Here is a 24673-nt window from a genome sequence, read left to right as displayed (position 1 = left end):
TGATTCGATGTATCTATTTATTTAAAAGTCAGGCGAGACCTTTGACGCCGAGATACTCCGCCAGCGTCGTCAGTTCCGACGCTTCGACGCCGAACGCGTCCAAGTCATTGTGTGACACGGTGTTGTCGAACTTGAGCGAACGATATTGGTCGCTCCCGAACGGGACGAACGGAACCGGGCCCGCGGCACTCAGCGCGATTTTCGCCAGCGGCATCGGCACCGGAACGACCGTCAACGACTTCCCGTCCGCTCGATAGGCGAGTTTCGCTACTTCGGCCATCGTCAACACTTGTGGGCCGCCGATTTCGTAGGTCTCGCCGTCGTGTTCTTCCCCACAGCCGTCGGCGAGGATGGGAGCGAAGTCTTCGACCCAAATCGGTTGGAAGCGGGTCTTTCCGCCGCCCGGCAGTCCGGTGACGTACGGCGTCGTGAGTTTCTTCGTGAAGCCGACGAACTCGCCGCCGTCGCCGAAGACGACAGAGGGCCGGAAGATGGTGTACGCGAGGTCCGAATCTTCCACGACTCGCTCGGCCTGCCCCTTCGCTCGGATGTACGCGGTCGGACCCTCCGGGTCTGCGCCGAGCGCGCTTATCTGGACGAGTTTTCGCACGTCGTGGGTTTCGGCGGCCTCGACGACGTTCTGGGTGCCGCCGAGGTGGACCTCCATGTGAGACTTGCCGCCAGTAGGCTTGTACAGCGGGGACAGCGAAACGAAGTTGACGACTACGTCTTGGTCCTCAAACGCTCCTTCGATGGAGTCGTAGTCGGTTACGTCGCCCTGCACGCGCTCGACGCTCGACGGCAGGTTTCCTTCGTCGGGGTGTCGAGACATGGCCGTCACGTCGTGGCCTCGCTCGTCCAGTACGGTCGAGAGGTGTCTACCGATGAAGCCGGTCCCTCCGGCAACTAAAATGTTCATAGTGCAGATAAGTACGGATAGAAGGTAAAGCTAACTGCCGGCGGTGGGTGCCGGAACTGACAGCAACGGCACGGCACTCTCGCCACAGCCCCAACCCACAGCCCTTTATACGGAGCCGTGACCACCTCTTTCTATGCTCATCACTCTGGAGGGACTCGACGGGAGTGGGAAGACGACGGTCTGGGAGGTGCTCCGAGAGGAGTACCCCGAGTTCGTCTTCACCCGCGAGCCGACCGACACGTGGTACGGTGACGCCGTGAACCGCTCTATGGGCGACGACGACGCCGACCCCGTGGCGGAACTGTTTCTCTTCACCGCCGACCACGCGGCTCATCTCGCAGACACCGTTCGCCCCGCGCTCGAAGCCGGGAACATCGTCGTCTCGGACAGATATTCTGACTCCCGGTACGCCTATCAGGCGGTCAGCATCGACGACGCGGTGCCGCGTCCCCTCGAATACATCCGCGGCGTCCACCAGCCGTGGACCCGCCCGCCGGACGCGACGATTTACTTGGACGTGGACCCCGAGACGGGCGCAGCGCGAAGCGGCGCGACGAACAAGTTCGAGCAAGCCGCCTACCTGAGTCAGGTCCAGCAGAACTACGAGCGACTGATGAAAGCCGAACCGGAGCGGTTCGTCAAAGTGGACGCCACCCAGTCGCCCGAGGAAGTTCTCGACTCGGTCATCGACGTGTTCGGCCGACTGCTCGAAGAACACGACGACTTCGCACCGGACGAGTAAGCACTGGACGAGAAGCACCGGAGGAGCTCCCGGACGAGTAGGTCTTTGGGCATTGGTATCGTAGAACACGACATGGCAGACGAGGAGACGGGGACGACGAAACGAACGACGGGAGCGTCCGGCGAGGAAATCGACAGTTCGCCGACTCCGCGCCACGAGCGCGAACAGCCGTCTCTGGGAGTGTTCTCGTTGCCACCGATTTCGCTCCCCGACGTGCGACTCCCCGAGCGGATTCACCTGCTGCTGCCGATTCCCGAACCGGCGACGAAGTACACGCCGTCGGTTCGACTCCGGACATCGTGGGTGCTGGCGATAGTCGTCCTGCTGGACTTGCTTGATGCAGTGGTCGGTCTAATCGCAGGGTTCGACACCCTCCCGTGGCTCCGCAGTGTCGTCGGACTCGGCGTCTCGATACTGTTCGCAGGACCGGCGGGCCTGCTGTACGCGTGGGAGTTGATAGCGACGGTTGCTGGTTTCGGCTGGTTGGCGCTCGCACCGACGGCGACGCTGTTGGTGCTTGGAAGATTGGCGCTCAGGCGCTAAAGAGTCTACCCAGTCTGCTCCGGCAGTTCCACGTCCTCCGGTGCTGGCATCCAGAACAATTCGAGCGACAGCGCCAGCGTAAATGGGAGCACCCACACGAGGATGAGCGCGTTCCCCTTGTTGGCGACCCCCTCGCCGCCGAAGCCGACGAACCCCGAGAGGAGGAGCGTGGTCACGAAGTAGATGAGCGGGACGAACAGCGCGGTGTAGACGACCGTTCCCCACTGGGTCGCCAGTCGCAGGCGGAAGAATCGCATGGCGACCGCCGCGGCGACGGTGTTGACGACGATTATCAGGAGGAACCCGATGACAGTCGCGGCCGAGGGCATAGCTGGGAGTTAGGGCGCGGTGGTCTTGTGGCTACCGGATGCGGATGGAGTTTGTGGGGTCGTGCCTACGATGCGCTGGCAGACGAGTAGGAACCAACGGCTATTTCTCCGGCCCGCGACCACCTCCACCCATGACCATCCGGTTCGTCACCAGCAACGCGGGAAAAGTCGAGGAGGCCCGCGAGTATCTGACCGACGAAGTCGAGCAAATCAACTACGACTACACCGAGATTCAGAGCGACGACCTCGGAGAAATCGCCGTCGCTGGCGCGAAAGAAGCCTACGAGGGAACCGACAGCGACGAACCGGTCTTGGTAGACGACGCGGGACTGTTCGTCGAAGCTCTCGGTGGTTTTCCGGGACCGTATTCCTCCTACGTCGAGGACACGGTGGGCGTCGAGCGCGTCTGGAAATTGGCAGAACGAGAGGAGAACCGCCGTGCGTACTTCCGCTGCGTGGTCGCCTACTACGACGGCGAGACAGCGGAGACGTTCGACGGGTCGGTGCCGGGGCGAATGGTCGCACCGCGCGGTGAGGGCGGCTTCGGCTACGACCCCATCTTCGAACACGAGGGCCAGACGTTGGCGGAGATGAGTACCGAACAGAAGAACGCGATTTCCCATCGTGGGCGTGCGCTGGCGAAGTTCGCTGACTGGCTGGCGGAGCGAGGAGAATGATGCGGCGCGACTTCCTGAACGTGTTCGTCTGTTGGTTCGATTTTCAGACGGGCGAGTGAGGTTACCGGGGAACTTCTGTCGAGAAGAGACAGTCTTTTCTGGCTGGTGTGGAGGATTCGGCTGAGTGACGACCGCTCCTAACACTCCACAACTGAGAGACCGCACCGCTCTGCAGGTGCCGCACCAGCGCACGCCGTGACTTGAATTTAGTAGCGTGTATTTCGACAGATATGGGGTGGCGCGTGCGGTCGCGGCGTTCATGCCGCGAGCTGTTCGCGCGAGGTCTGCGTGAGCGAAGCGAGCGTAGGCTCGGGAGAGCTTGCTCTTCCGGTGGACGAGGATCACAGCGCGGAAGACGCGACGCGTCTTTCGGACCCGAGGACCGCAGTCGGGTGGGGAGGCGTGTGGCAGTCACGCGAACGAAGTGAGGGTGGCCTCGGTAGACGCGGTTTGTCTGCCGGTGGTCGCGGTGCGGTCTCTCCTCGGTATCGGGAGTAGCTAGCTCAAACTCTGTAGACCGAATAGAAATCGTAGCTAGCTCGATTTAGACAGAGCAGTTCCGCTCAAATCTTGTCTCCGTAGGGGTCCGTTCGGAGCCAGACGTTCACCGATAGCGAACCGTCGGCCGTGGTCGCCGAGCCGATTTGAGTGTTGTCGATGATGAAGTAGTAGGTGCCCGTCACCGGTTCGTTCACGGCCCACGCCTCGCCGTTGGAGTCGCGCTCGGTGAGGTTGTCCACGACTTCGAACGACCCGCCGTCGCTGAACAGTTGGTCCTCGTAGGCACCGACCTGCTCGGCAGTCACGCCGTAGAGGTCGAAGTCGCGGTCGTCGTCGGTGGTGATGATGAACGTGAACACCTGTTTCGACGTTACTTCGAAGCCGACGAGTTCGTAGTCGCCAGCGGCGACAGTGAGTCGCGCGTCGTGCGGGTAGCTCCGTACCGGGTCGGGAAGCGGCTTGTCGGTCGGCGTGGATTCGACCGCCTCTCCCTCCGAAGTTGAGGAATCGTCGGTCGAATCGCCATCGGTGGAGCCGTCATCGCTTCCAGTAGAGCCACCGCTACTGCCGCCAGTAGAACCTCCACCGCCGCCTCCGCCACCCCCGCCGCCAGTAGAACCGCCACCACTGCCGACAACCCCACCCGATTGCTCGCTGGGGGCCGCGGTCGTGGTGGCTGTAGTGGTCGCGTTGGTCGTAGTGGTCGCGTTCGTTTCCGTGGGCAGTGCCGTAGTCGTTGGCGGCGTCTCGGCGACTGTCCCGTCCGCCTCAGCAGGTTCCGAGGCCGCCTCGTCCGAAGTTGCGGTCGGCGCAGTCGCTTCGGGAGTCGCCACTGTGGAGGTTGCTTTCGGTGTCGAGATTCGCGTGGTCGTGACCGTCTTTTCGGTACTCTGGACGGTAGTCTGGTCGTCGTTCGATTCGTTCGCCGAGCAGCCAGCCAGCGTTCCGACGCCTAACGCGAACAGCCGAAGCATCCCCCGACGTGACGGCATTATCGGCACTCGGGACCAAACTGAGAAAGATGTTCGTCTGGCGTATTCCAGTCTTTAAGTCGGCTCAGCTCCGGGGGTCGCAGTCCGGGCCGGGGTACTCGCCACCTTCCACGACCTCGTAGAGGCTCTCAGGGTCGAACAGGCGTGCGAAGCCTTCCGGCGTCTTGACGCTCAGGTTCAGCCGCGACCCGAACGCCGCGCTGGCCTTGCCTCCTCGAAGGTCGTCGTCGTAGCTCAGGAGATGTGCGACCCGGCCACGATACGCACTCGCCAGCGCGGGGTGGTCGCCTTCGGGATGGTCAACCGGCACGCGCAGGTCCTCGATTCGCTCGCGCCACGCGGTTGCGAGGTCGGCCGTGGCGAGTTCTGAAATGACGGCTTCGGCATCGTCCAGCAGGGCGTCACTGGCGACGAGTTCGACCCACGTGTGTGCGCGAACGAGATCCATGGCCTCGCGGGCCGCACCCCCGACGAAGAGGTCCGCGACGAGTACGTCGGCGTCTGCGACGACGCTCGCGGGGTCGGTTTGTAGGCTTTCAGGCATCGTCGCGCCCCTCGCTCGTTTCTCCGTTGCTCGTCTCGCGCCCGCTCCGTCGCGTTGCCAACGTCTCTCGAATCGTCGCTACGTCGGTCTCGTACGCCTCGGCGCGTTCGAAGAGCGTCGCCCAGTCCATACCGAGAGTGGACGGTGGCGGAGAAAAGGCCTGTCGCTACTGGCCGCTCGTGCCGAATGCGTTCGTCTCGATGGTGTCGGTGTAGCTCATCGAGTCGAGCGCGACGCGGTGGCGTTGGCCGCGATACTCTACGACGGCGTAGTAGGTCACCGACAGTTCCGAGCGTTCGCCGTTTTCGAGGTGGCTCACCCACCAGTCGCCAATCTTCGCGTTGTCGAGGTAGCCCGTCGTCTCGATTCGGCGCGTCGATTGACCGGGCACCGTCGTCCCGACTTTGGTCGCGTTGTCCGCCAGCACCACGTCGTTCATCTCGACCTGGTAGCCGAACTTCACGATTTCGAGCGGGCGACTCCGCTCGTTCTGCACTTCGCCGGTGACGAGCATCGGCGTGCGTTCGAACGTCGCCTCGCCCCAGCGAGATTGCATGTCGCCGAAGGTAGCGACGTGTCGGCCTCGAATCTCGACGCGCTGTTCGGTCGTCTCGAAGCCTGCCAGCATGTCCGTCTCGAAGGTCTGTTCGCGCTCGGGCAACTCGACGGGAACGGTCGCGAATCCGAGATCGGCGCGGACGCTGGAGTCGGTTCGAAGCTTCGTCTGCTCGCCGTTGTTGACGTGGCTCACCCACCACCGCTGGATGCGCTCGCGGGGCACGTCGCTGGCGAAGGTCAGTTCGTTTCGGCCCGGTCCCAGCGTCGCGTTCGTCTCGTCTTCCACGAGCGTTACGTCGTTGAGAGAGACGGTGTAAGCCGCGTCGAGACCGACTTCGCTGGCCGACGAGTCGTCACCGTTTGGATTGTTCACGACCACGCGCGTAGAGAACTTCGTGTCCTCGCCGCTGGCGCCCCAGTCGCTCTCCATCGTCTCGACGGTGGGTGGTTCGAAGCCCATGCCAGCCTCACCGGAGACTGCGCGTGTCGTCGCCTGACCGCCGCCGAGGACGTCCGTCTCGAAGACGACGGCTTTGCTGAGGAACGGCAGCGGCACTCGCTGAGTCCCCTCGTCGGTCTCGACCACGGCGAACGCCTGCACGTCGAGGCGCGTTCGCTCGTCGTTCTCGATGTGGCTGACCCACCACTCGTCGAGTTTGCCGTTGTCCAGCGTCGAGTTGATGCGAATCGTCTCGGTACTTCGGGCGGCGACTTCGACGCCCTCGTCGGTCGTTCCCTCGGCGACGGTCACGTCGTTCATCCGCACGGTGTAGCCGATCTTCGAGAACTTCAGCGGGGAGTCGTTCGGGTTTCGAACCGTACCAGCGAAGTTCAGCGGCGTCTCCGATTCGGTCGCGTGCCCCCACGACGCGCTCGTCGATTCGACGGTCAGCAGGGTTCGGTTACCGACTTGCACCGGTTGGCCGGACTGGCTGTTGAACGACGCCAGCAGGTCCGTCGAGAAAGTCTGCTTCTGGGTCGGAACCGACTGGGAAATGCCCACCGCGCGAATCTTCGGCGAGATGGAGACCGTCGTCTCCTCGCCGTTGTTGATGTGGCTCGCCCACCACGACGGAATCTGTTGGTTGTCGATACCGGTCGTCAGCGTCAGTTCGTTTCGCCCTGGGGACAAGCCGACGCCGCCGCTCTTCCCGTTCGCGAGCGTCACGTCGTTCATCGCCACCTCGTAGGAGACCCCCGCGACGCCGGGAATCGAGACTTTGTTCGGGTTGTTCACCGCAATCGTCGTCCGAATCTCGGTCCGGTCGGCCGACACCTCGCCCCACTCGTTCTCTATCGACTCGACGCTCGGCGGCGTCGTCGAGAGGGTGCCCGTCGAGAGCGCCGCCCCGAGTCCGACCGTCGTGACGACCATCCCGACGACGAGGACGGTCGCAATCTTGCCGAGCGTCCCGCCGACCAGACTCACGGCGACACCTCGCCGTGTCGGTCGCGGCCTGTTCGACTGTCTGCTGTCCGGTCGTGGACTGTCCCACTGTCCACCCCATCACGTTCACGTGCCATGCGGGGCGTTTTGGAGGGGGCCGACAAGTAGTTTTCCCGAAGTTGACCGATTCGATAATTGGCTCGGTGGGCAGTCGAAGGCCGGAACGGCGAAAATAGCAGGTTGCGTGTCAGTTCGGTAGAGCGGTCATCGAGAGGAAGGAATTGTCGAGAGGAGAGAGTAGTCGTCAAGACCGGAGGACGGTCACGCGCTCGCGCGGCAGTGCGACGCCAACACGCTCGCCCTCCGGTGGGTCGGCCGCGTAGGCGTCGAGTCGCTGGTCGCCGACCGAACAGACGACGCGACAGCGGCCGTCTTCCCGGAGCACGCGCTCAACGGGCGCGGTGAAGTCGGGGGCGGCCGCACCGAGCGCGACGTGTTCGGGCCGAATCGTCAGGTGCGACCCAGACTCGAAGTCCAGCGAGTCACCCGGTGTGTCGAGAATTCCGTCGTCCAGTTCGAGGCAGTTCGCACCCGTGAACCGGGCGACGAACGGTGATTCGGGGCGTTCGAACACCGCTTCGGGCGTTCCGGTCTGGACGATTTCGCCGTCGTGAACCACGGCGATGCGGTCCGCGAGGACGCGCGCAGTCGTCCGGTTGTGCGTGACGTACACCGCAGTTTCGTCGGCCAGCACGTCCGCGAGCAGTTCACGGAGCGTCGCGCGGGTTGGCACGTCGAGCGCCGACAGCGGTTCGTCCAAGAGGAACGCGTCGGGGCGAACCGCGAGCGCCCGCGCCAGCGCGACGCGCTGGCTCTCGCCGCCGGAGAGAGTCGGCGGATACCGCTCGGCGAGGTCCGAGACGCCGAACTCCGAGAGTAGTTCGTCCGGATTTCGAATCTCGTGATAGCGCGCGCCGAACGCGACGTTCTCCCGAACCGTGAGGTGCGGGAAGAGCGCGTAGTCTTGGAAGACGAAGCCCAAACCGCGGTCTTCAGGGGATCTGTCGGTCAGGTCCTCGCCGTCCAGCGCGACGGTGCCCTCGTGGTCGTGGAAGCCCGCAATCGTTTCGAGTAGGAGGCTCTTGCCCGACCCACTCGGCCCCAGCGCGACCAGCGTTTCACCCGCCGGAACCGAGAGGTCGGCCGTGACTTCGAAGCGGTCTGCGCCCTCGGCGGTGAACGCGGCAGCGATGTCGATGTCGAAGGTCACAACGGGACACCTCCAACGCTCATGGCCACCCTCCGTCATCGTACGCAATCGTTCGAACGAGCAGGAAGATAATCGCGGAGAGTCCGAGCAGGAGCGTCGCGACTGCGCCGCTCTCTTCGAGGCCCGACGAGAGGTAGGTGTTGTAGATGAACACCGGCGCGTGCTGGCCCGTAATCTCGCCCTTCGGCGGGTAGAAGAAATCGACGCTGTAGGCGACGATGGCGACTGCACCGAACTCCGAGACCGCTCTCGCCCACGCGAGGACACCACCAGTCAAGACGCCGCGCCACGCCAGCGGTGCCGTCACGCGCCGGAACGTCTCGAAGCGGTTCGCGCCCAAGGTTCGAGCGGCCCACTCGACGCGAGTATCGACCGACTCGAAGGCCTCGCGAGCGGCGTTGACGGCGAACGGCGCGGAGACGAACGTCATCGCCAGTACCATGCCGAGCATCGTGCCGAGAATCTTCAACTGCGGGAACGCGCCACCTTTGCCGAACCCGAAGAGGATAGCGAGGCCAGCGACGCTGTGGGGAACGACGAGCGGTAAATCGACGAGGCTCTCGACGAGCGTCTTTCCGGGGAACCCGCGAGCGAGGACGAGCGCCAGCGGCACGCCGAAGGCGACGCTCGCCAGCGCCGCGAGCAGCGGGGCGTACACCGAGAGGTAGAGCGCCTGCTGGACCGACGGGTCGGCGGCCATCTCCGCGACGAGCGCGGGGTCTTGGCGCGCGACGAGCAACAGGAGCGGGAGTCCGAGCGCGACGAGTAGCACCGTCCCTAACGTCGCCGCCGCGAGTCCGAACGTGCCGCGGTTATGCGCGACCGCCAGCGCGGCCGCCGAGAGGACGGCGAAGACTGCGTACACGCCGGGGTAGCCGAGCGAGAACGCCACCGCGAAGGCGACGAGTTGCACGGTCAGCACGGCGAGAACGGTAGTTCCCTTGCCGACGCTCGCCGGGACCGCGCGCCGCTCCGCCGAGGTGGTGTTGTCCGTCGAAGTCGTCGTGTCCGCGCTCACGACTTACAGTTCGAGCGGACCCACAGAAGTTTTTGCCTCTGCGTGGGCCGCGACTCGGTCGGGCACGTCGCCGTCCTTCGTGACCACGGCGGGTTGCTTCGGGATGAGACCCTTGTTCTTCAGAATCTTGTGACCGGGGTCGGTGATCATGTACTCGACCCAGCGCGCGCCCAGGTCGGGGGCTTTCGCGACGCTCGGCACGGTGATGCCGTAGGCGATTGGCGCACCCTTGTAGGTGTTTCCGCCAGCCTCGACCGTCGCCTTCGCGTAGTGTTCGGCGTACTTCGTGGAGAACTTCGAGAGGTCCACTTCGGGCTGGAGGTCGATTTTCGGCATGTCGGAGGTCGAGGCGATAGAGCGGTAGTAGAACGCATAGTCGAGCTTTCCGGCCTTCAGTTGTCCCTCTAGCTTGGTCTCGGTGCCGGTCGGGACTGTCGAGTTCTCTCGGAGTTTCTGGTAGGTCTGCTCGTCGTAGAGTCGCTCGCCCTCGAACTTCTCTTTCCCCAACTGCTGGGCCATCACGGCGCGATAGCCGCCGGGGTCGGCCGCGGGGTCGCTGTGGCCGATGGTCACGTCGTCGCGCGCGAGGACTTCCCACCAGTTGTCCTCGCTGATCTCGTCTGCTCCGGGCGAGTCTTCGCGGTACTGGAGCGACATCGCGTTGGTGGCGAAGATAGCGTACCAACTCCCGTAGTCGGGAACCACCATGTCCCGAATCAGGCGGAAGTCCGAGACGCCGAGTACGTCCGCCTTACGGCCGATGTTCGTGATTTTCTTCGTCGAATCGACCGACCCTTTCGCTTCTCGGTTGACCTGCACGCCGTACTCGTCTTCGAACTTCGGTTCGGCCGCGCTGAACGGCGGCGCGAGACTCCCCGCGTGGAAGATAGTCATCGACCCCGAGAGGTCGGCGTTCGTGGTACCGGAGTCGGACCCGTTCGTATCGCCACCGGACTCCGTCGTCCCGTCGCCGCTCTGGCCGCCACCCATGCAGCCAGCGAGTCCGGCGACGCCGAGAGCGCCAGTCGCTTGCAAGAATCGCCGTCGAGAGCGTTGTTCCGTCATGGACACAACGTTTTGGCGCGTGCGACATAACGGTTTTGCAACTCCCCCCGAAAACGGAGGGCATGGACGACGGTGGTCTGGACACCGGTTTCGACGCGCACCTCCACGCTGACGGCGTGCAGTTCGCCGACGACGACGCAAGACTACTGCGTGCCGTGGACGAAGAGGGGTCGCTCAATCGCGCGGCGGACGCGCTCGGTCGGTCGTACTCGCGAGCACACCAACGCCTGACCGAGTTAGAGGAGTCGTTCGGCCCGCTCGTCGCGCGCCAACGCGGGGGCAGTGGCGGCGGCGGCAGTCAACTGACCGACGAAGCACGCGAGTTGCTTGCGCGATTCGAACGCGTTCGCACAGAATTTACGGGCACCGCTGAAGTCGAGGAGACGGTCCTTTCGGGACGCATCGTGGACCGAGACGGCGAGTTAGCGACCATCGAGACGGATGCGGGACGAGTGCGCGCGCTGGTTCCGAGCAGGGCGAGCGGGGTAAGCAACAGTAAAGTGCAACTCAGCGTTCGGGCCGACGCAGTGACCTTGCACGCGCCGGACGACGCGCCCCCGGAATCCGCGACGAGCGCTCGAAACCGGTTTTCGGGAACGGTTTCGGTGCTTGAGGAAGGGCAAGCGGTCGCGCGCGTGGTGGTGACTCTGGACGGTGACAGTGAGACAGTGAACGGTGAGCGCGACGGACAGTCGTCGCTCGCCGCGCTGGTGACGAAATCGAGCGTCGAGAAGTTAGACTTGCACGTCGGGTCAAAAGTCGTCGCCTCGTTCAAAGCGACGGCCACGCGGGCGACGGCACAGGAGGATTAGTTCGGCGGGTTCAGGTCGCGCTGGAACTCGTCGAACACGTCGAGGTCGTCTGGGACGTGGTCCTCGATTTTCCGTTCGTCTTTGCGGTTCTCGCCCGCGTCCTCTATCGGTTCCGCGACCGCTTCCCAACCGGGCTTGATTTTCAGACTCTTCGCGGGCGTGCCCGCGACGATGTGGTGAGCGGGCACGTCCTTCTGGACGATGGACTTCGCGCCGACGACCGCGTTCTCGCCGACTCTGACGCCCGCCTTCACCATCGAGTCGTAGGTCAGGCGCACGTCGTCTTCGACGACGGTGTGGAAGTTTGTCACTTCCGTCTGGTCCACGATGTCGTGGTCGTGGCTGTAGATGTGGGCGTCGTCCGAGATGGACACGCGGTCGCCGATGGTCAGCTTCCCGCGGTCGTCTAGATGCACGTCGTCGTGGACGACGGCGTTGTCGCCGATAGTGATGTTGTGCCCGTAGGTGAACGTGATGCCCTTGAAGAATCGGCAGTCCTCTCCGCACTCTTCGAAGAAATGGTCGGCGAGCATCGCGCGGAATCGGAGCGCGAACGCGACGTTGTCGGCCATCGGCGTCGCGTCGAACTGCCGCCAGAGCCACTGGAGGTGCTTCGAGCGTTTGAACTCCTCCTCGTCCTTCTCGGCGTAGTACTCGCTTTCGAGCGTCGCGTTGCACGGGTCGTAGCTCTGCAAGCGCACGCGCTCTGCTGGCGAGACCGACTCGCCCGCCTGCCAGCGGTTGTATGCCTCGCGGTCGCCGTGGAGGTCTACCAGCACCTCTTCGACCACCTCGCACATCTTTCCGGGGTTTCCGGGACCCGAATTCGACAGTCGCTCGTCCACCTCCGCGATAAACTCGGCCAATCCGTCCTCCATCTCGTCCGGGAGGGTTACGTGTCGTTTAGTCATGAGATCCTCCAGATGTTTGCTATCCCGTTACTTCTCAGTCTGTCTTCATGGGGGTTTTGGTTCCGGCGGTACGGGTCAGTATCTCCCGAGAGCGAGTTACGTTCGTAGTAAAACATTAACAGGAATTCGAACGCGCAGGGAGCGTAGTACGAAAGCGGTGGCCGACACCTACGCCAAGAACACGTGTCGCGGTCGGTCAGCCAGAATGTCGCGGCCCCACTCGACGGTGTCGCTGAAGGCGTCGCTGCGGAAGAAGCCCATCGCTTTCTCCTTGGACTCCCACTCGCTGGCGATGAACATGTCGTTCTCGTCTTCGAGGTTGGCGAGCAGGTCGGTCTGGACGTGGCCGTCCATGTCTTCTAAGACGCCGCCGACGGTGGCGAACTTCTCGGTGAAGTCCTCGCGGTGTTCGGGTTTGACGGTGTAGAACATCCCCATCGTGCCGAAGCCTGCACCTTCTCCTGCTCGACCGACGATTCCCGGCAGGTCGGCCAAGAAGCCACCTGCTGTGTCGGCCGCGCTCTGAGTGTCCCAGATGCTGACGACCGCCGAGCGGTCGGCGTCCTCAGCATTGTAGACTGCCGTCTTCACGTGCGTGTCGTAGTGGTCGAAGTTCTTTCGCAGGCCATCGACCTCTTCGAAGAGTTCGTCGGGGTCGGCCTCCGAGTACAGCACCATCGCGTACACGTCCTCGCCATGGGGCTGACCCGCGTAGATGTCTAAGTCTTCGAGTTCGCCGCGGATGTTCTCGGAGTCGTCGCCGTGGTCGTGGTGGCTCTCGTCGCCGTGGTGACCACCTTCGCCATCATCGCCGTGATGGTGCCCACTGCCCTTGCCATCGTCGCCGTGATGATGGCCATTGCTCTCACCGTGGTGCTGACCGCTTTCGGCGTGGTGATGATGGCCGTCCTCGTCCTCTGCGGGCACCGTCTCGCCAGCCATGAACGCCGAGAGGTCCTCGGGGTCGAACTGGCGACCGAAGTAGAACTGGCCGAACTCGGCGTACTTCGAACTGCTCTCGTCGAAGCGCAGTTCGTACAGCAGTTCCTTGATGTGCGTCGGGTCGTTGCTGAACAGGTCCACGCCCCACTCGAAGTCGTCGAGGCCGATGGAGCCGCTGATGACCTGCGTGACCTGTCCGGCGTAGGTCTTGCCGATGTCGCCGTGGGTGCCGAGCATCTCCGCACGCTCGTCGAACGGCAGGTCGTACCAGTTCTGCTCCGGTTGGCGACGCTTGTTCATGGGGTAGAAGCAGACGAACTCGCTGTCGGGAATCTCGGGGTAGAGTTTACTCTCGACGTAGCGAGCCATCCCCGTCTCCTCGATATCTGCGGGGTCCTTGGTCATCTCCTCGGAGGTGTAGCCGCCGACCTCGGTGACCGAGACGTAGGAACTCGTCTGCTCGGTGTAGCCTGCGAATTCGGTGTCCTCGAAGGCCCGTTCGGCGGTGTCCAACTGCGCCATCGTCGGTCGGAAGTGCAGTACGAGCAGGTCGGCCTTGTGGCCGAGAATCGTGAACACTGCCGAAGAGCCTTCCTCGGCGTCGGCCACGTCCACGCGCTCGCGAAGGAACGAGACGCCGTCGTCGAGTGCCCGTTCGCGTTCGCGCTCGGGGGCGTCTCGCCACGCGTCCCAGTCGATGGTCCGGAAGTCGTGGAGTGCGTACCAGCCCTCGTTCGTCGCTGGCATTTCTCTCGTCATATCTCCAACTCGGGACTGACGGGGTAAGGAGTTTTTGAGTCGGCGTGGCGGGGACGGGTCCAAGCCTTCCCCTCGACACTCAGTGAAACCTTCCGCCGAAAACGCCCGCCTAACCTACCACAGGGGGAATGAAAGGGGCCGTCCGCTCGCGCTTGTCTCGGTCGTCTGCGCGGGCTACTATTCGAACGCGGCGCGGTTTGCCGCGCTTCGAATATCCCGCGACAGCGACCGCGAGCGGGCAGGGGATTTCTAATTGGTCAACGTCGCCGTGACTTCTGTCGATTGTCGTAGAAGAGACGTAGATGCAGTACTCCTCACTGCACAATAACCCAAACTCCCCAAACCGGCTACTCTCGCTCCCAAACCTTCCCCGACCGAAACCCTTTCAAAAACAGACTCTGAAAGTCCGGTAATGCGGAAAAGCGGCCCACCGAAAGGCCTCATCTCGTATCTGGTGCTGGAACTCTTGGACGAAAAACCGCGGTACGGCTACGAGATACTCAAAGAGATACGCGACATCAGCGGCGGCCACTGGGAGCCATCCTACGGCTCTGTCTACCCTATCCTCTACAAGTTCGAGGAGAAAGAGTGGGCCCAGCGCATCGAGCGCGAGGACGAACCAGACCGGAAGTACTTCGAACTCACCGAGGCGGGTCGGGAAGAACTCGAAGAGAAGCGCAAGGAGAGCGGCGGCAAGGCCCACGACTTCGCGGACGTAATCTTGGGCTTCTACCACGTCTTCGTCGCGTTCGCCACCGACGACCGCTTCGAAGTCGCCGATTTACCGGGGGAGTGGCAGTTCAACGAGACGTTCAGTTCGTGGATAGTCGAGCAGATAATCCGGCACCACGAGCGGGACTTCGAGGAGTTCGAGCGGATTCCGGACACGCCCGAGGAGTTCTACGAGCGGATGGAGTTGGACGAGGAGTAGCGCGCCGCAGTCGAGGAACAATAGGGGACCCAAGAGTTTACCGCACATGACAGCGTGCCTTCATGTATGAACAGGTCCCTCGAAAGTCCTCCCTCCACGATGACCGCCTTACTCGTCGGAATCGCCATCGGGATGAGCGTCGTGTTCCTCTACCTCGTCAGCGGACTCACCATCGCAGAGTGGGACGTCTCTGACGTTATCGCGCATCTGACTCTCGAAGCAATCGGGACGTTCCTCCTCTTGGGAGTACTCACGGTCGGTACGTTCGCCATCCCAATCGCGGCCTACGCTCGACTCCGCCTGCTCGCACCGGCCGTGATTCTCGGCGTGGTCCTTCTCGGCTGGTTCGGCTTCGCCGTCTCGACGGGGACTCTCACGGCAGACGACGTGTTCGGACTGGGACTGTACGCTATCGGTCTCTCGCCACTGTACTTCGTCTGCTACGCAGTCGCTAGCGGTGTCGAATACGTCGCTCGAAGGCGAGTCGCGGCGTAAGTTCCGGTTCAGTCCGTTCTCGATTCAGTTCGAAGAGAAACAGAAGGCGCTCGAATCTACTACCCCGCCAACAACTGCGGGCCGAACACCATCAACAGCAGACTGGCCAGCATCACCAGTCCGATAGTCGTCGTGACCATCGTGGTTAGCTGACGGCCCTGTGCGGTCGGTAACCGAGAGACGATAGCCTCCGTTCCCATCCGGAGCATGTGGCCGCCGTCGAGCGGGAACGCCGGGATGCAGTTGAAAAAGCCGAGGTTGAGGTTCACCCACCCAGTCCAGAACAGCAGGTTGGCCAGTAGGAACAGGCCCCAGTCGCCGAGGAACGAGAGGGGGCCACCTGCGGCGGTGAAGAAGCCGCTGTTCAACGCGACGAAGCCTGCGAAGTTCGACGACATGCCGAGCGAGATGCTCGCGAACGGGAGCAAGAGCACGCCGAGCAGTCCCGAGAGGAACCCGACGACCGGACCGCCGACGCCCTCTGCGAACTCGCCGCCGAGTAGACCGAGGAACTGCTCTGCGGGGTACAACTGGACGCCGAAGCTGTTGAACGAGATGCCGCTGGTACCCGGCACGACGAGAACGCCCACCTTCCCGTCACGGAGCGTCACGTCCGTGGTCTGGAGCTGGCCGTTCGCGTAGTACTCGACAGAGATGGTCTCCGAGGGACCGTACTGGTCCAAGGTAGCACTCAGGTCGCTCGCGTTGACGATTCGCTCCCCGTCGATGCGCGTGAGGACGATTGGTCCGTCCGTCGGCATCCCCGCGGCTTCCGCACCGCCTGCCGTCTCGGAGCCAGCTGCCGATTGGACAGTCACCATCGCGCCGATTGGCCCGGTGACCGTGCCGGTCTGTCCGTCCTCGGTTTCGTAGCTCAGCGACGCCACCGACCGGTTTTCGACCGCGTTCCGGAACCCGTCCTCGCTGTGGACGGCGGTGCCGTTGACTGCGGTGATGGTGGAGCCTTTAGCGATTCCGGTGTCACCGGACCCGCTCGACTCCGGCGCGAACGGGGAGTTCTGGTAGACGACCGTCACTAAAAGCGAGCGTTCGATGTTCGATTCGGTTCCATCTGCGAGCGTCACCGACACCGTCTTGCCGTCCGTCTGGGTGAGTTTCCGACCGAGGTCGGCGTTGCTCGTGACGTTTTGACCGCCGACGGCGACGATGCGGTCGCCCGGCTCGATACCGGCCTGTTCGGCCGCCGACCCCGGAAGCACGCCGCTGACTGCCGCACCTGATGCGACCGAAATCGACCCGACGACCGGCCCGAAGAGCAACAGGAACGCGACGAGCGTCACCGCGAAGTTGTTCGTGACGCCAGCAGCGAACATCCGGCTCTGACTGCCGCGGTTGGCCTTCTGCCGGCTTTCTTCGTCCGGTTCCACGAACGCACCGACCGGGAGGATAGCGAGCAGTGCGACGCCCATCGACTCGATGTCGATGTCTTCGACGCGGCACATCAGACCGTGGCCGCCCTCGTGGACGACCAGTCCGACGAGCAAGCCGAACAGAATTTCGGGAGCGACAGAGAGTGGGAGGAAGTCGTTGACGCCGGGAATGACGAGGACGTTCCGCGGTTGGGTCGCCGCGGTCGCCGGAGGCGGGTTCTGGAGGACGGCGACCGCCTGTACGACGAGCAGGAGGAACGACCCGAGCATCACGACGAGCGCGATACCGAGGCCGAAGTTCCCCCACGCTCGCCAGAACCGTTTGGGAGCGGCGAGGCGGTCGAGGAACTTCCGGCCGCGCTTCGTGTGAATCGTCAGAATCGGGCCTTGGAGGCCGACGTACGACGGCAGCCACCCCTGCGAGTCGAGGTACAGCACTCCGAACCAGTAGAGCGCGAGACCGACAGCAACCCACAAGAGCGTATCGTTCATCGCACGAAAGAAAGAACGCGGCGGTCAAAGGCGTTTGGGAACGCCCCGAGTTCGAGTTACTCCGCCGTCTGCCAGTCTTCTTCGAGGTCCTGCTGCTCGGTATCGCCAGCCTTCCGACGTTGGCGAATCTTCCGAGCGGCGACGGTACCGGCGACCACGCCAGCGAGGATTGCCATGCGACGGAGGTAGCTGCGGGCACGGCCGGGACCAGACGATTCCGTTTCGGTCGTCTCTTCGGTCTCGGTCTCCGCTTCCTCGACTTCCACATCGGGTTCGACCTCGACCGTTTCTTCTTCGACGTTTTTCTCTTCGACAGCTTCGACGCGCTTCAGCGCGGGTTTCTCAAGGTTTAGTTCGATAAGGGCCATGGTAGGTATCCTATAGTTCGGTCTCGCCGATTATAGACCTGTCGGCGGACTTCACACTCTGATTAACGGCAGCCAGCAACTTTGTTATGCAGTCGTTGAACGAGTATAGGAGCGTCCTAACCCTGCCGCCGGAGGCGGGTTAGCACGAACTCTTTGTCGAGTTTGGCGAGGAACGGGCCGAGTTTCGGCCCCTGCTCGTCGTCGAAGAACAGGCGGTAGCCAACCGAGAAGAACTCCCCGATGTCGATGTCGTGACGTTTCGCCGTCTCGTAGATTTCGCCCTGAATCGCCTCGGGGTCGTCGCTTTCCTCCACGAAGTCCGCGAGGTCGTCCAGCGCGGCCGCAGTTTCGTCGTCCAGTTCGACATCGGGCATCTCGGTACGTTTGAGGTCGTAGTCGAACTCGTTGCCCGTGCGTCGTGCCCACTCACGGGCGTGACTGATGCGCGAGAGCGCCATCTCGACGGCCCACTCGGGCGCGTCCTCGGGGATGTGCCCCTCTCTCCGGGCGATTTCCTCTCGCAACTCGGGGTCGTCGGTCATGCCCAGCACTGCCGCAAAGGTGTAGGGAAGTCGCAGTCGATGGCCGAAGGTGTCGTCGATGACGGCGTCGTAGGCCTCGCGCTTCGAGTCAGTCCGAACCGGGACGCTTCCGGTTTCGGGGTCAGCGATTGGGGTTCCATCCGCTTCGAAGCGAGCGGCGACGGACGGTCGAACCGTCGGCGGGTAGCTCGCAGTCGCGATTTCGGTCGCCTTCTCCTCTGCCTCTTGGTCGCCGTAGTAGACGCGTTCGAGTTCGTCGTAGTCGTTGACGAGGTGGTCGAGATGCTCGACGCTGAAGTCCCGCGCCTTGCTCGGGTCTTTGGTGAAGAAGTACCGAAGGACTTCGGGTTCTATCATCTCCAGCACGTCTTGGACGAGGACGACGTGACCGGAGGAAGAGGAGAACGCCTCGCCGTCGAGCGTGAACCACTCGTAGGCCATCGGAAGCGGCGGTTCGAACTCGAAGACGTTGCGCGCTACGTCCGAACCGCTGGGCCACGAGCCCTCGGCGTGGTCCTTGCCGAACGGTTCGTGGTCAACTCCCAAAACCTTCCACTGAGCGGGCCACTCGAAGCGCCACGGAAGTTTGCCCTCTCGGAAGGTGGCAGTACCTTCGTGCCCACAGCCGTCGATTGTCTGGTCGCCCGCCTCCATGTCCGTACAGCGGTACTCGACCGTCTCGTCGTCCAGATTGACCGCGGTGACCGTCTCGGTAATCTTGCCGCACTCCTCGCAGATGGGGTTGAACGGCACGTAGTCCTCGTCCACCTTGTCCTGATAGTGACTCAGAACTTCGCGGGCTTGCTCTTGGTTTTCGAGGACGTGTCGGACAGTGCCGTCGAACTTCCCTTCCTCGTACAGTTCCGTGTTCGAGACCATCTCGACCGGGATACCGAGCAGTTCCGCACTGCGTTCGATGAGCTTCGAGAAGTGTTCGCCGTAGGACTCACAGCAGTCGAAGGGGTCCGGAATGTCGGTGTAGGGCTTGCCGAGATTTCGGCCCAAGGCACCGGCGTTCACGTCGCCCAACTCCACGACGTTGCCGTCTAAGTCCGCGAGTTTCCGGGGGAGGCCGCGAAGCGGGTCGCGGTCGTCGGCAGTGAAGACTTGTCTGACTTCGTAACCGCGGTCACGCAGGGCTTCGGCGACGAAGTAGCCCCGAACGATTTCGTTCATGTTGCCGAGGTGTGGTACGCCCGAGGGCGAGATGCCGCCCTTGACGACGATTGGCTCCTCGGGGTTCCGGTCCAGAATCTTCTCGGCGACCGACTCCGCCCAGAACGCGTGTGGCTGGGGACCTTGCAGGACGTACGGGTTGTCGTCGTCGTGCATCGACCGAGCGGCTTCGGAAGACTCGTCGCTCATCTATTCGCTCACCCAGTTCACCGTTCGTCGTTGACCCAGTAGGTCATCTGGTCGTCGGCACCCTCGGGGATGATGTCGGTCCCGTCGTGGTCACCGTAGCGGACCGCGTCGGCGATGCGTTCGGGGTCAGTACCGTCGAGGACGATGGTTCGGACGCCAGACCGCTCGATGAGCTTTGCCGCCAGAATGTCCACCGGCGCGGAACTGCCCGCGGTCATCTCGATGTCCGCGATGACGTCCACCAGTTCGCTCCCGGTGATTTCGTCGAACTTCGTCGCGTCGTCGGTTTCGTTCGGGTCGTCGCTGAAGACGCCGTTGACGCTGGTCGCGTAGACGAGCAGGTCGGCGTTGACGTACTCGGCGAGCGCGGCACTCACGGCGTCAGTGGTCTGACCGGGCGTCACGCCGCCCATGACGGTGATGTCACCGCGGTGCATCGCACGGCCTGCCGCCTCGTAGTCCTCGGGCGGACTCGGCGCGGCCTGCTCGGAAAGGGCGGCGATGAGCAGGCGGGCGTTGAGTCGCGTCACGTCGATGCCGATGTCGTCGAGTTCGATCTCGTTCGCTCCCAAGTCCCGCGCGACACCGATGTACTCCCGTGCGACGCCGCCGCCACCGACGACGGTCCCGACAGTGCATCCTTCCGCAGCGAGTCCCTCGATGACGTCGGCGTGGTCGCGCACCCGCTGCGAGCCGAGGTCCGGCGCGAGTACACTGCCGCCGATGGAGACGACTACCTTCATGTTGTCGCGGAATAACCCGGACGCGGCCTTAAGGGTTGCCAACTGCCCGTAGCGTGTTACTGGGGACACAAATTGTCGAGAACCACCGAAGGCTACAAACGCTGCCCGGCCGATTGTTCGTCCATGTACGTGCTGGGTGTCGTCGGCCCCGACGTGGCGACGGACCGCGTCGCCGAGCGACTGGTGAACCGACTCCGCGAAGACGGACGGGTGGCGACCGTCGCCCGAGACGAGAGCGACCGAGCGACTGACAGTGAGTCGTCTGGTGGCCTTGCCGACGCGAGCTATCGCCTCTCGAAAGACGGCTGGTCGGCAACGGGCAAAGAGCGGTCGCTCCCGAAACTGCTGTCCGACCTCGCGCCCGACTACGACTACGCGATTCTGACAGGGTTCCCAAAAGCGGACGTGCCACAAATTGTGCTGCGGGGAGCCGAGGCAGAAGTGCGCGAGACCTTGCTCGAAGTAGACGATGCAGACACGCTCGACCCCGCAGAAGCGGTTTCGAAGCTCCACGGGACCGAACCGTACGAGACGCTGGACTCGCTCGTCACCCAAGCAAAAGCGTCCGAGGACGCCCCCTACTCGGGAGCTATCGCTACCTTCACCGGCCGAGTGCGCTCGAAGGAAGATTCGGAGGATGAACCCACTAAATACCTCGAATTCGAGAAGTACGAAGGGGTCGCGGCGGAGCGGATGGACGCCATCAGCGACGAACTGACCGAGCGCGAGGGCGTCTTCGAGGTGCTCATGCACCACCGAACCGGCGTCATCGAGTACGGCGAGGACATCGTCTTCGTCGTCGTACTGGCGGGCCACCGCGAAGAGGCGTTTCGAACCGTCGAGGACGGCATCAACCGGCTCAAAGACGAGGTTCCGATATTCAAGAAGGAGGTCACGAGCGACGAGCAGTTCTGGGTTCACGAACAGTCGTGACCGCCGAGCGCGGGGAATTTCCGACACTGTGTCAGCTATTCGCAAGACGTTCTGGGAGTGCTGGAGAAACCGAGAAACAAAGACTCTGAGGAGTTTTTGAACTATCTACTGTCCTTAGAAAACGTCGTAAAAAGTCGGTTTTAACTGATTTTTAGCTTTCGTGTTTTTGGATTGAGGTAAAGACTCGGAAAACCACCCTACACATCTCCTCTTTATAACATGCTATGGTGCTAAGCGATGAGTGAAGATGAGCGCAACTACCCAACCCTCCGAAGTCCAGTCCGCTGACGCCCAAACCCCCGAAACTGCGTCGAAGAAGGAACGCCTCCAGCAGTTCCTCACTCGCGAGGCCGCGGACGGCGAGATGTACTTCAAGAGCAAGTTCATCGCGGACGAAGTGGGCCTGTCCTCCAAGGAAATCGGCGCGCTGATGGTCAAGCTCAAGGAATCCGCCACGAACATCGAAATCGAGAAGTGGTCGTACACGAGCGCGACCACGTGGCGCGTCTGCCCGGCGTAATCGGAGTCGCGTCGTAATCGGTCGCATCGCGCGGTCATCTGCCATCTGGTTGGTCCCCGATGGTCCCCGCCCTCACACGTTCCTGCTTTCTCAGATTGTGTAGCTTTGGGTGAGTTATTGGTGAGTCGAACTAGTCGATACAGTAGGAATTGGCGACGACTTAGACTGAAACTGTGAAGAAAAACAGCAGAGAAGCTAGCTACTCCCGAAACCGATGAGACCGCACGCACCGCCCCGCGCCGCAACAGCCACACGCGTCCCCACCCGACTGCGGGCTTCAGGGCTTGCAATCCTCGTCCACCGGCAGACAAACCGCGTCTGCCGAGCCAGCACTCACATTCGTTCGCGCAGACCTCGCGCGGACTGGTCGCGGCATCAACGCCGCGACCGCGCGCGCCGGTTCGACGGTGGAAATTCGACACGGAATCCAGAATCACGCTCATCGATTCAGCGATACCAGTATCGATTCAGCGACGCCACCGTCAGACACGGACACACCCAAGGCGGTATGAACGCGCTTATATGCGAACGAGAGTTACGTACGGCCATGATTTTCGAGAACCTGCCGACGACGCCAACGTCGGAGGAACTCATCGACAAGGCCTTCTCCCGGGCCGCACGCACCGGCCGCGCCCAGAGCGGCACGCAGGGCCAAGAGTCGATGCTCCAGACGGCGTCGAACATCCTCAGCGACAACCTCCAGAACATCGGCACCGAGTGGCCGGACTTCCGCGACGTAGACCCCTTCTACTACGAACTCGCGGACGCCATCGTGGACGTAGACGAGTTGCGCAAGAGCCTCTCCGAGATTCAGTGGGCCTCCCGGAAGACCAAGGAAATCGGCCGCGAGTACCAAGGCAAGATGATGGGCGACGCGGAAGCAGACCGCAAGATTCGCAAGCAGGCGTTCGCCCGCCTCGCCGACGTGGTCGAAGAGGTCGAAGACGACCTCCTGCTCGTTGGCAAGGCCAGAAACGACCTTCGAAACCTGCCGGACATCGACCCCGACGAACCGACGCTCGTAGTCGCCGGGTACCCCAACGTCGGCAAGTCCTCGTTCGTCAACCACGTCACGAACGCGCGCAACGAAATCGCGGAGTACCCCTTCACCACGAAGGGCGTCCGCGTCGGCCACTTCGAGCGCGACCATATCCGCTACCAAATCGTGGACACGCCCGGTCTGCTCGACCGGCCCGCCGACGAGCGCAACGACATCGAGAGCCAAGCCGTCTCCGCGCTCGAACATCTCGCCGACTGCGTGCTGTTCGTCGTGGACGCTAGCGGCTACTGTGGCTACCCGATCGACCGACAACTCGAACTCCGGGACGACCTCGCAGAACAGTTCGGCGAGGTGCCCGTTCTCACCGTCTGCAACAAGTCGGACCTCTCGGAAGACGTGGACGCCGACGCGTACATGAGCGTCGAGAACGACGAGAACGTAGACGAAGTACTCGAAACCGCCGTGGACGCCGTCGGCTACGAACCCGACCTGCCGTTCGACGACCGAGAATAGACGCGTCGCGTTACGTTTCTCCAGCGTGCTGCACACCGACGAACCGCACGCGAACTGCTGGGTCTCGACCGGTTCGAGCCACGATGCGTTCTCGAATCGTCTGTGCGAATCCGGCGTACGACTGTCCCCGCGGTGCTTGCACGACGACAGTCACTGTCGTTTTTCCTCGCCCGAGAACGGGGCCAGCGTACCCCGAGCGCACCGTCACCAGCGAGAGGTCTGCGTAGGCTGGTTGCGAGAGTACGTCTTCGACCGCTCGATTCGCTTCGCGCTCGAACGTCGCTTGCTGGTACGTTCCGTAGGCCGCCCCGACAGTTGCGGCGACGACGACCAGCGCGAGTGCGAGACCGATTGCGGAGCGCCTCGGAGTCGCGCCGAGCGACGGGAGACCTTCGCTGTTCGACCCCCACGCGACGCGTGACCGTCGATACCCGAGTAGTCGCAAGGTGGTGTACACCGCGGCGTTGATGGCCAGGAACGTCGCGGTGACGACGACGAGCGACCCGGCCGCGACGACCGGTCGTTCCCAGACGAGTGCGATGCCGACCACCGCGGCCGCCGGGACGAGTGCCGCGGCTATCATCACGCCGATGAGCGAGGTCGGTCCCTTCGTCGTCATACCGAACGCCGCGGCCGCGCCCGCCGCGATACCGACCGCAATCGTCAGAAAGCTCGGTGCGGCCCGACTGCTGACGAGGTCGATAGTGGTAATCGTGAGACTCGGCGGGACGAAGTTCAGCACGCGGACGAACGCCGCGAACAGTGCCGCGCCGAGAATCGCCACGATGAGTCCGACGACCTGCAAGCGAACGCTCTCTCGAACCATCGCCCCGTCGCCGGAGACGACGCCGACGCTGGCGGTCAGTACCGGGCCGACGAAGGGCGCGATGACCATAGAGCCGACGACCACGGCAGGGGACTCCACCAGCAACCCGGCGGCCGCGATAACGGCCGCGAGAAAGACGAGACCGACGTACGAGAGCGGGTCGCGGCTCAGGTCGCGGGCTTTCGAGCGCAGTTCCGGCAACGGAAGCGGGTCGTACGTCCCGGCGTAGCGGTCCATCAGGGTCTCGATGGTCGGCGTCGTCGCAGTTTCGACGGTGCCAACCACCGTGTAGGCGTCCTCGTCGAGTCCGGCGTCGTGGAGCGCGTCGAGCATCTCGCCGGAGGCGTCGGCCGGGAGCGGGAATTCGAGGAGCAACGAGTCGCCGTCGTCGTTCAACACGACGTACGTAACGTCGTTCTCGGAGAGGACGTGAACGATGGGACCGCGCTGCTCCTGTGGGACGGAGACGTGAACGAGTCGCACGAACGTGCCACGATTCGGTGGTGCAAAAGCGTTCAGGCCGCCGATGGCAACCGGCGCGCTCTCGTTCATAAGACCCTTCACCTCAGGGTGAGTCGTCCGGGT

General features: G+C 63.2%; 25 protein-coding genes. 9 read left to right on the top strand and 16 right to left on the bottom strand.

Going from position 1 to position 24673, the window contains the following annotated elements; all coding sequences use genetic code 11:
* Window positions 1–28: 28 nt before the first annotated feature.
* Entirely contained in the window at window positions 29–919 is an 891-nt protein-coding gene (locus F7R90_RS01500) for a complex I NDUFA9 subunit family protein (protein ID WP_158055518.1), read from the bottom strand.
* A gap of 133 nt (window positions 920–1052) precedes the next feature.
* Here F7R90_RS01500 and tmk point away from each other — a divergent pair, with 133 nt between their 5' ends.
* Both tmk and F7R90_RS01490 read left to right on the top strand, forming a co-directional pair.
* On the top strand, window positions 1053–1661 hold the full coding sequence (gene tmk, locus F7R90_RS01495) for a dTMP kinase (protein WP_158055517.1): 609 nt from the start codon (window positions 1053–1055) through the stop codon (window positions 1659–1661).
* Between the two features lie 72 nt (window positions 1662–1733).
* Window positions 1734–2204 carry a hypothetical protein gene (locus F7R90_RS01490; protein WP_158055516.1) on the top strand — a complete coding sequence of 157 codons (471 nt, stop codon included), beginning with the start codon at window positions 1734–1736 and terminating at the stop codon, window positions 2202–2204.
* 5 nt (window positions 2205–2209) lie between these two features.
* On the opposite strand, the gene F7R90_RS01485 is transcribed toward F7R90_RS01490, so the two are convergent.
* On the bottom strand, window positions 2210–2533 hold the full coding sequence (locus F7R90_RS01485) for a hypothetical protein (protein WP_158055515.1): 324 nt from the start codon (window positions 2531–2533) through the stop codon (window positions 2210–2212).
* 131 nt (window positions 2534–2664) lie between these two features.
* Between F7R90_RS01485 and F7R90_RS01480 the strand changes: the two genes are divergently transcribed.
* Entirely contained in the window at window positions 2665–3210 is a 546-nt protein-coding gene (locus F7R90_RS01480) for an XTP/dITP diphosphatase (RefSeq protein WP_158055514.1), read from the top strand.
* A 563-nt stretch (window positions 3211–3773) separates the two neighbouring features.
* Here the strand turns inward: F7R90_RS01480 and F7R90_RS21980 are convergent.
* From F7R90_RS21980 to F7R90_RS01445, 7 genes are all read right to left on the bottom strand, one after another.
* A complete protein-coding gene (locus F7R90_RS21980; protein WP_192498376.1) occupies window positions 3774–4703 on the bottom strand; it encodes a hypothetical protein in 930 nt (309 codons plus the stop codon).
* Window positions 4704–4767: 64 nt separating this feature from the next.
* Window positions 4768–5247, bottom strand: a complete 480-nt coding sequence (locus F7R90_RS01465; RefSeq protein ID WP_158055512.1) for a DUF7384 family protein — start codon at window positions 5245–5247, stop codon at window positions 4768–4770.
* Window positions 5240–5377 carry a hypothetical protein gene (locus F7R90_RS21975; RefSeq protein ID WP_192498375.1) on the bottom strand — a complete coding sequence of 46 codons (138 nt, stop codon included), beginning with the start codon at window positions 5375–5377 and terminating at the stop codon, window positions 5240–5242. Before F7R90_RS21975 ends, F7R90_RS01465 begins: the two co-directional genes overlap by 8 nt.
* A 36-nt stretch (window positions 5378–5413) precedes the next feature.
* Window positions 5414–7234, bottom strand: a complete 1821-nt coding sequence (locus tag F7R90_RS01460) for an LEA type 2 family protein (RefSeq protein WP_158055511.1) — start codon at window positions 7232–7234, stop codon at window positions 5414–5416.
* Window positions 7235–7496: 262 nt separating this feature from the next.
* The gene (locus tag F7R90_RS01455; protein WP_158055510.1) at window positions 7497–8462 is read right to left on the bottom strand and encodes an ABC transporter ATP-binding protein; all 966 of its coding nucleotides are present in this window, start codon (window positions 8460–8462) and stop codon (window positions 7497–7499) included.
* Between the two features lie 19 nt (window positions 8463–8481).
* Window positions 8482–9480 (bottom strand): ABC transporter permease, encoded by a 999-nt coding sequence (locus F7R90_RS01450; RefSeq protein ID WP_158055509.1) that lies wholly within the window; start codon window positions 9478–9480, stop codon window positions 8482–8484.
* Between the two features lie 3 nt (window positions 9481–9483).
* On the bottom strand, window positions 9484–10545 hold the full coding sequence (locus tag F7R90_RS01445; protein WP_158055508.1) for a substrate-binding domain-containing protein: 1062 nt from the start codon (window positions 10543–10545) through the stop codon (window positions 9484–9486).
* A 62-nt stretch (window positions 10546–10607) separates the two neighbouring features.
* Between F7R90_RS01445 and F7R90_RS01440 the strand changes: the two genes are divergently transcribed.
* Window positions 10608–11357 (top strand): TOBE domain-containing protein, encoded by a 750-nt coding sequence (locus tag F7R90_RS01440; protein ID WP_158055507.1) that lies wholly within the window; start codon window positions 10608–10610, stop codon window positions 11355–11357.
* Here the strand turns inward: F7R90_RS01440 and F7R90_RS01435 are convergent.
* Window positions 11354–12268, bottom strand: coding sequence for an acyltransferase (locus F7R90_RS01435; RefSeq protein WP_158055506.1), 915 nt, complete (start codon window positions 12266–12268; stop codon window positions 11354–11356). The two genes, F7R90_RS01440 and F7R90_RS01435, sit on opposite strands and share 4 nt — an antisense overlap.
* 168 nt (window positions 12269–12436) lie before the next feature.
* Entirely contained in the window at window positions 12437–13969 is a 1533-nt protein-coding gene (locus F7R90_RS01430) for a heme-binding protein (RefSeq protein WP_158055505.1), read from the bottom strand.
* Window positions 13970–14381: 412 nt separating this feature from the next.
* On the opposite strand from F7R90_RS01430, the gene F7R90_RS01425 reads away from it, so the two are divergent.
* The gene (locus tag F7R90_RS01425) at window positions 14382–14900 is read left to right on the top strand and encodes a PadR family transcriptional regulator (protein ID WP_158055504.1); all 519 of its coding nucleotides are present in this window, start codon (window positions 14382–14384) and stop codon (window positions 14898–14900) included.
* Window positions 14901–14966: 66 nt separating this feature from the next.
* On the top strand, window positions 14967–15395 hold the full coding sequence (locus tag F7R90_RS01420; RefSeq protein ID WP_158055503.1) for a hypothetical protein: 429 nt from the start codon (window positions 14967–14969) through the stop codon (window positions 15393–15395).
* Between the two features lie 59 nt (window positions 15396–15454).
* Here F7R90_RS01420 and F7R90_RS01415 read toward each other — a convergent pair whose 3' ends face one another.
* The 4 genes from F7R90_RS01415 to pyrH form a co-directional block, all read right to left on the bottom strand.
* Entirely contained in the window at window positions 15455–17278 is a 1824-nt protein-coding gene (locus F7R90_RS01415; protein WP_158055502.1) for a site-2 protease family protein, read from the bottom strand.
* Window positions 17279–17334: 56 nt separating this feature from the next.
* Window positions 17335–17646, bottom strand: a complete 312-nt coding sequence (locus F7R90_RS01410; protein WP_158055501.1) for a hypothetical protein — start codon at window positions 17644–17646, stop codon at window positions 17335–17337.
* A 116-nt stretch (window positions 17647–17762) separates the two neighbouring features.
* Window positions 17763–19553, bottom strand: coding sequence for a lysine--tRNA ligase (gene lysS, locus F7R90_RS01405; RefSeq protein WP_158055500.1), 1791 nt, complete (start codon window positions 19551–19553; stop codon window positions 17763–17765).
* Window positions 19554–19570: 17 nt separating this feature from the next.
* Window positions 19571–20296: a UMP kinase gene (gene pyrH / locus F7R90_RS01400; RefSeq protein ID WP_158055499.1), complete on the bottom strand. Its 726-nt coding sequence runs from the start codon at window positions 20294–20296 to the stop codon at window positions 19571–19573.
* Window positions 20297–20419: 123 nt separating this feature from the next.
* Between pyrH and F7R90_RS01395 the strand changes: the two genes are divergently transcribed.
* The 3 genes from F7R90_RS01395 (at window position 20420) to F7R90_RS01385 (ending at window position 23262) form a co-directional block, all read left to right on the top strand.
* On the top strand, window positions 20420–21229 hold the full coding sequence (locus F7R90_RS01395) for a molybdopterin synthase (protein ID WP_158055498.1): 810 nt from the start codon (window positions 20420–20422) through the stop codon (window positions 21227–21229).
* Window positions 21230–21476: 247 nt separating this feature from the next.
* Window positions 21477–21749, top strand: a complete 273-nt coding sequence (locus F7R90_RS01390; protein ID WP_158055497.1) for a DUF7123 family protein — start codon at window positions 21477–21479, stop codon at window positions 21747–21749.
* 547 nt (window positions 21750–22296) lie between these two features.
* Window positions 22297–23262 (top strand): NOG1 family protein, encoded by a 966-nt coding sequence (locus F7R90_RS01385; RefSeq protein ID WP_158055496.1) that lies wholly within the window; start codon window positions 22297–22299, stop codon window positions 23260–23262.
* Window positions 23263–23272: 10 nt separating this feature from the next.
* On the opposite strand, the gene F7R90_RS01380 is transcribed toward F7R90_RS01385, so the two are convergent.
* Window positions 23273–24640, bottom strand: a complete 1368-nt coding sequence (locus F7R90_RS01380) for a DUF389 domain-containing protein (protein ID WP_158055495.1) — start codon at window positions 24638–24640, stop codon at window positions 23273–23275.
* Window positions 24641–24673 lie beyond the last annotated feature (33 nt).

It is taken from the genome of Halorussus halophilus (genome assembly GCF_008831545.1).
Classification (GTDB): domain Archaea; phylum Halobacteriota; class Halobacteria; order Halobacteriales; family Haladaptataceae; genus Halorussus; species Halorussus halophilus.
This window is presented reverse-complemented; position numbering and strand designations above follow the sequence as displayed.

What these genes read in the sequence shown, in the direction of transcription:
- F7R90_RS01430 (WP_158055505.1), bottom strand. Translation starts at nt 13,969, where the DNA reads ATGACGAGAGAAATGCCAGCGACGAACGAGGGCTGGTACGCACTCCAC.
- F7R90_RS01385 (WP_158055496.1), top strand. Translation starts at nt 22,297, where the DNA reads ATGATTTTCGAGAACCTGCCGACGACGCCAACGTCGGAGGAACTCATC.
- lysS (WP_158055500.1), bottom strand. Translation starts at nt 19,553, where the DNA reads ATGAGCGACGAGTCTTCCGAAGCCGCTCGGTCGATGCACGACGACGAC.
- pyrH (WP_158055499.1), bottom strand. Translation starts at nt 20,296, where the DNA reads ATGAAGGTAGTCGTCTCCATCGGCGGCAGTGTACTCGCGCCGGACCTC.
- F7R90_RS01420 (WP_158055503.1), top strand. Translation starts at nt 14,967, where the DNA reads ATGAACAGGTCCCTCGAAAGTCCTCCCTCCACGATGACCGCCTTACTC.
- F7R90_RS01440 (WP_158055507.1), top strand. Translation starts at nt 10,608, where the DNA reads ATGGACGACGGTGGTCTGGACACCGGTTTCGACGCGCACCTCCACGCT.
- F7R90_RS01500 (WP_158055518.1), bottom strand. Translation starts at nt 919, where the DNA reads ATGAACATTTTAGTTGCCGGAGGGACCGGCTTCATCGGTAGACACCTC.
- F7R90_RS01395 (WP_158055498.1), top strand. Translation starts at nt 20,420, where the DNA reads ATGTACGTGCTGGGTGTCGTCGGCCCCGACGTGGCGACGGACCGCGTC.
- F7R90_RS01415 (WP_158055502.1), bottom strand. Translation starts at nt 17,278, where the DNA reads ATGAACGATACGCTCTTGTGGGTTGCTGTCGGTCTCGCGCTCTACTGG.
- tmk (WP_158055517.1), top strand. Translation starts at nt 1,053, where the DNA reads ATGCTCATCACTCTGGAGGGACTCGACGGGAGTGGGAAGACGACGGTC.
- F7R90_RS01435 (WP_158055506.1), bottom strand. Translation starts at nt 12,268, where the DNA reads ATGACTAAACGACACGTAACCCTCCCGGACGAGATGGAGGACGGATTG.
- F7R90_RS01390 (WP_158055497.1), top strand. Translation starts at nt 21,477, where the DNA reads ATGAGCGCAACTACCCAACCCTCCGAAGTCCAGTCCGCTGACGCCCAA.
- F7R90_RS01480 (WP_158055514.1), top strand. Translation starts at nt 2,665, where the DNA reads ATGACCATCCGGTTCGTCACCAGCAACGCGGGAAAAGTCGAGGAGGCC.
- F7R90_RS01490 (WP_158055516.1), top strand. Translation starts at nt 1,734, where the DNA reads ATGGCAGACGAGGAGACGGGGACGACGAAACGAACGACGGGAGCGTCC.
- F7R90_RS01410 (WP_158055501.1), bottom strand. Translation starts at nt 17,646, where the DNA reads ATGGCCCTTATCGAACTAAACCTTGAGAAACCCGCGCTGAAGCGCGTC.
- F7R90_RS21980 (WP_192498376.1), bottom strand. Translation starts at nt 4,703, where the DNA reads ATGCCGTCACGTCGGGGGATGCTTCGGCTGTTCGCGTTAGGCGTCGGA.
- F7R90_RS21975 (WP_192498375.1), bottom strand. Translation starts at nt 5,377, where the DNA reads ATGGACTGGGCGACGCTCTTCGAACGCGCCGAGGCGTACGAGACCGAC.
- F7R90_RS01485 (WP_158055515.1), bottom strand. Translation starts at nt 2,533, where the DNA reads ATGCCCTCGGCCGCGACTGTCATCGGGTTCCTCCTGATAATCGTCGTC.
- F7R90_RS01380 (WP_158055495.1), bottom strand. Translation starts at nt 24,640, where the DNA reads ATGAACGAGAGCGCGCCGGTTGCCATCGGCGGCCTGAACGCTTTTGCA.
- F7R90_RS01445 (WP_158055508.1), bottom strand. Translation starts at nt 10,545, where the DNA reads ATGACGGAACAACGCTCTCGACGGCGATTCTTGCAAGCGACTGGCGCT.
- F7R90_RS01425 (WP_158055504.1), top strand. Translation starts at nt 14,382, where the DNA reads ATGCGGAAAAGCGGCCCACCGAAAGGCCTCATCTCGTATCTGGTGCTG.
- F7R90_RS01465 (WP_158055512.1), bottom strand. Translation starts at nt 5,247, where the DNA reads ATGCCTGAAAGCCTACAAACCGACCCCGCGAGCGTCGTCGCAGACGCC.